At 57.1% G+C, this 4,437-nt stretch carries 4 protein-coding genes; 1 reads left to right on the top strand and 3 read right to left on the bottom strand.

Going from position 1 to position 4,437, the window contains the following annotated elements; translation table 11 throughout:
- The 3 genes from ACR65T_RS09255 to ACR65T_RS09245 all read right to left on the bottom strand — a co-directional run.
- On the bottom strand, nucleotides 1–831 hold an 831-nt coding region (locus tag ACR65T_RS09255), incomplete at its 3' end, for a Vgb family protein (protein ID WP_434496218.1).
- 141 nt (nucleotides 832–972) lie between these two features.
- Nucleotides 973–1,512 carry a c-type cytochrome gene (locus ACR65T_RS09250; RefSeq protein WP_434496217.1) on the bottom strand — a complete coding sequence of 180 codons (540 nt, stop codon included), beginning with the start codon at nucleotides 1,510–1,512 and terminating at the stop codon, nucleotides 973–975.
- Nucleotides 1,513–2,061: 549 nt separating this feature from the next.
- Nucleotides 2,062–2,730: a VOC family protein gene (locus ACR65T_RS09245; protein ID WP_434496216.1), complete on the bottom strand. Its 669-nt coding sequence runs from the start codon at nucleotides 2,728–2,730 to the stop codon at nucleotides 2,062–2,064.
- A 194-nt stretch (nucleotides 2,731–2,924) separates the two neighbouring features.
- Here ACR65T_RS09245 and ACR65T_RS09240 point away from each other — a divergent pair, with 194 nt between their 5' ends.
- Nucleotides 2,925–3,377: an OsmC family protein gene (locus ACR65T_RS09240; RefSeq protein ID WP_434496215.1), complete on the top strand. Its 453-nt coding sequence runs from the start codon at nucleotides 2,925–2,927 to the stop codon at nucleotides 3,375–3,377.
- Nucleotides 3,378–4,437 lie beyond the last annotated feature (1,060 nt).

Here is a 4,437-nt window from a genome sequence, read left to right as displayed (position 1 = left end):
CGCCGTAATCGCGTAAGGTCCGGATTCCCCGCCGCCAGGCGACGGCCATTCGGCGACCTTGCCGGTCGCGGGGTCCAATCTGCCGATATAGCCCCTAGGGTAATCCGAATACCAAATGAGATCGTCGCTGGTCACCGCGATACGCCGAGGCCTCGCCTGCGAATTTGGCAAGACAAATTCCGTGATCCGCATCGTCTCGGGATCGACACGTGCGATCTTGTTCGAGCCGAATTCGGCGAAGAACGGCGCGCCCTTGGAATTCACCGCCAAGCCATAGGGAAGCGAATCTGCGGTCGGTGACGATACAAGCTTGATCTCGCCCGATACCGGAGCGAGACGCCCGATCATATTTCCGCCGATGACGGTGAACCACAACGTTCCCTTCTGATCGAAGACCGGCGTGTGCGGGTCGCGGGCCTTTGGATCTGGAAGCGGAAATTCTCGGATGTCGCCGGTTGTGGGATCGAGTTTGCCGACGTAACCTTTGAAACTCGCCGTGAACCAGATATTGCCGCCGGCGTCGGAGACGAGCCCGTGCGGACCCGAGTTCGTGGTTTTCAGACGGAATTCCCGAAACTGCCCGGTCTTAGGATCAAGACGGCCGAGCAGGTTGGCCATCTGTCCGGTGTACCAGATCGCTCCATCGCTCGTTGCGAGAGGATCGTGGGGGTGCGAGCCGGGCGTCGGCACGCGCCATTCCTTGAAGGCTACATGGATGTCTCGAACAACGACGCCTGCGATCGAAGCGTCGCTTTGGAAGCTATTTCCAATCGGCGAAACAACGCTCATCGCGACCGCGAGGGTCAGCAAAACTCGCTCTTTGCGGAACATCAGCGTCTTCTTCTTCTCGAGGCCTGTCGAGAATTAGAGCCGAATGTTCCCCTTTCAATCTTGCGGGGCTACGACAGCGCCTATGCTGAATTCGCTTCGACTTGCGATTTCGTCTTTCTTCGAGTCGGCTTTCCCCGCCACTTATTGGTGATGGTGATCTTGCTCATTCTCTGAGGATTTTCTGATCTCGCTCTCCATCGCCCGGAATTGCTCAGCGGACAGTCGAGGCAGGCGCCGAACGAAGGCCACAATATTCCATATTTGCTCATCCTGATGCGTAGGCCCGAATGCGGGCATTGCGGTCATTTTGACGCCATTCTTGATGATCCAAAACAGTTCTGCGCTGCTCCATCGCTCTGAAGCTTCGGCGAGATTCGGAGGCTCTGGTCGCAGGCCTTTGCTAATATAACTGCGCTCTTTCCCCGGTGCGCTGTGGCAAATGATGCACATGGCGTCATAGTCTTTAAATCCCTTTCTCGCCTGATCCTCGCTCCAGGTTTCCGGCGACTCGTTTCCCGCATGGACGCGCACAGAATTACGCATGGTCCAAGTTAAAATGGCGCGCCCCAATGGCGTGTGAGGCGCGGTTGCAGCGACGTCGTAAACGCCGCTGACGATGACGAGAAAAGCGCCGACCGCGCTGACGATGAACGCTGTCACGAAACCAGCGAGAAACTTCATGGCGTACCTTCCCCGACAGTCATTTTTGAAAGGCATAAGGTACAAATCTAGCGACTGACGTCGCAGAATCTATGAGGATGCGATTTATGGGCGGCGCCGCGCCTGCGCGAGCCGTCCTTCCGATTGCTCCAGGAAGGCCGGACGCGCAGTAATGGTTAAGGTGGCAGCGCCGCTCGCAGGAGGCTGCCGTCGCGTTCAGCCTAGTTCGGAGCTGTCATCGGCAATTTCCTCACGAGAACGCGCACTCCTCCATTATCCTCAATGCGACGCGAAGGGCTTCATCAACGCTGCCTTCCTTCCGCACCGCGAGAAATTCAGCCATATAGGCAGCCTGATCCCCGCCAGGCGTTAAAAACACAATCCTCAAAACGCCTCCTCCCTTATCCGAGCCGTTATCAACCACGAGGACCCGCCGATCAGACCCGAACGCCACGTCGCCTCGTCAATCGCCAGCATCCGAATTCGGTTGACGCGCCTTGGCGCGACGAATGTTTCGATGTCCTTGTTGTCAACGAAGCGTTGGAAAAATGAATTTATAAACAGTAAAACTCAGGGCGGCGCCATTCCCTTCGCGGCAAGCTCCTTGAGGGCTTGCGCGTTCTTGGAAAGGTGCATCAGACCCATGCCACGTAGTACGTTCGGCGCCTTGGAGAACTGAATGTTCTCGTAGCCGACGACCTCGACGCGATTGCCCCAAGGGTCGTAAAAATCGAGGAAAGGCCCGGGCAGAACTTCGATGCCCACTTCGGCCAGCGCTCGGCGGACGGCGTCCTTGTCGTCGACCACCAGCCCAAAGTGGCGATTTTCATCTCTCGACTGGCGGCGACCTTTCTGAAGAGCTATGAATTGGTCGCCCAGGTCAATAAAGGCCATATCCTCGCTTTTGCCGCGAAGCTCGAACTCGAATATCCGCGCATAGAATGACAGCGCTTCTTCGATATCGCCAACTTCCAGCGCCACGTGATTGAAGCCCACGGCGCGGGCTCGTACAGTACCAGGCATGGGGGGCTCCCCACTTTTTAGAGCGTCGTGGGTTAGATGGCCCTGCTCAAATACGATTCCATCCTCGGCTCGGCGCAACTCAAGAGCGCTATTGCGAAGCGGCGCCGCGTCGGCAAACCGATCCAGCTTCGCCGTAGTCGTGGCGAGGCGAAATTGCTCGCCGGATGGACGGCGGCTGCCACCATGCTGATCCATGACCAGATCGAGACCATTCAATCGAACTCGTGGCGCATCTATTTCCTGGGAATATCATGAACTCGGACGCCAGACGGGTGGAACGATGTGGGCGGCAAGCGGCGTCGCCGCTGATAATGGCGGCGGGGTTTAAGCCGTCAACCTTCGGTCGTTGACCTTGCGACGAGACCGGATAACCTCCATTTCGCAGGGCAGCCCATGGGAGCGAGTTCTCTATGTCGGAACATAGAGCCACGATCAGGTGGTCACGAAGCGGCGCGGATTTCGGCTACAAGAATTATAGCCGCGATCACGTCTGGCTCTTCGATAATGGGGTCGTGGTGCGAGGCTCCGCTGCGCCCGCCTATCTGGGCAACCCGCACTTAGTCGATCCGGAGTCTGCGTTCGTCGCGGCGCTTTCGAGTTGCCACATGCTTACGTTCCTCACTCTAGCGTCCAACAAAGGTTTCGTCGTCGACAGCTACGAAGACGGAGCCGTCGGGTTCCTCGAGAAGAATGCGAACGGCAAACTTGCCGTCATCCGGGTCGATCTGCATCCCAGCATCGTCTTCAGCGGGGACACCCAGCCCACGCAAGCCGAGCTCGATTGGCTGCACGACAAAGCGCATCGCGAATGCTTTATCGCTAATTCGGTAACGACAAAGGTCAACGTCGCTCCACCAAAATAGATGGCAATGTTACATCGCTGAAGTATAGAGCCGATTTCGAGGGCGTTTTGGTTTATGAACGTCAGCGCGAGCCTTTGTTGTCGTGAGCGACGGTCGGCGGCGAGCGGGCGCTATTGACAAGTAAAACTCACCAACGTGACAGCGCCCGCCGCTTGCTAACAATGACGACGATTGGCTGGGTGAAGGATCACGCAGCCTCGGGCGAATAGCGAAATCATGGCCGTCACTGTTACAAGGCAGCCGCTGGAAAAGGGACCGAACCAACTCGAAGCACGTCGGGATCTGGAGCTTTTTGACGAACGGTCCGCAGACAAGCTGTTTATCTGGTCGAACGTGTAACGGAGGGAACGGCGAACATGCAATTCTCGATCTTACATTCATCAACCAAGCGCCCGGGCTACGCGCTTGCGCCGGAGATCGCGCAGTGCGGGAGGGGGGCGGGGCAGGGCGACAGGGATAGGCCGTTGCGAGGCCGTTAGGTGGTGCGGCGCGAGTGACGTTAGCGTTCCCGTAGATGTCGTATTTACGTTGGTTCGTGCGAAAACGATTTCTGATGGCGATTTTATTGAGAGCCAAACTTACACACTGGCGGATGGCTCGAAGGTTCCCTCTGCCTGGTTCATAATTCGCTCTCCAAAAGTTGGTCCGTGAAAACTTGAAAATGTTGAAGCTGGAATCGCACCCGTCGAAGGCCCTATCTTATTGGGGGCAGAGTTTTTAGGGCGCCTTAAGTCGTGGGCCATCGATAATCAAAAGCATACTCTGCGTCTCGTTGACTAGGATCGTTGTTAACGATGACGACCCACACCTGCTCGGTCTCATCGTTTCCCGCGCCCCTTCCTCAGCCGCACGCCCGGCTTATCGCCGTTCTCTTCGATGAACTCGACGCCGACGCAAAGCTTACTATGGTTGGCTTACAGTAAGCATCCGGCGTGGGCCGCAGGGGATGATCTCGCGCTGCGTCAGACGCCGGGGCGGGACTTCAAGTCTTTGTGGATTTCGATGAGCTCGACGAGAGTTTCGATGCCGAAGTCGGTGAATGCGAGAACGCCGTCGTCCC

The sequence above is a fragment of the Methylocystis sp. genome (assembly GCF_051061285.1).
Lineage (GTDB): Bacteria > Pseudomonadota > Alphaproteobacteria > Rhizobiales > Beijerinckiaceae > Methylocystis.
This window is presented reverse-complemented; position numbering and strand designations above follow the sequence as displayed.

Coding starts and splice junctions, on each gene's coding strand:
- ACR65T_RS09250 (WP_434496217.1), bottom strand. CDS start 1,512: ATGAAGTTTCTCGCTGGTTTCGTGACAGCGTTCATCGTCAGCGCGGTC.
- ACR65T_RS09240 (WP_434496215.1), top strand. CDS start 2,925: ATGTCGGAACATAGAGCCACGATCAGGTGGTCACGAAGCGGCGCGGAT.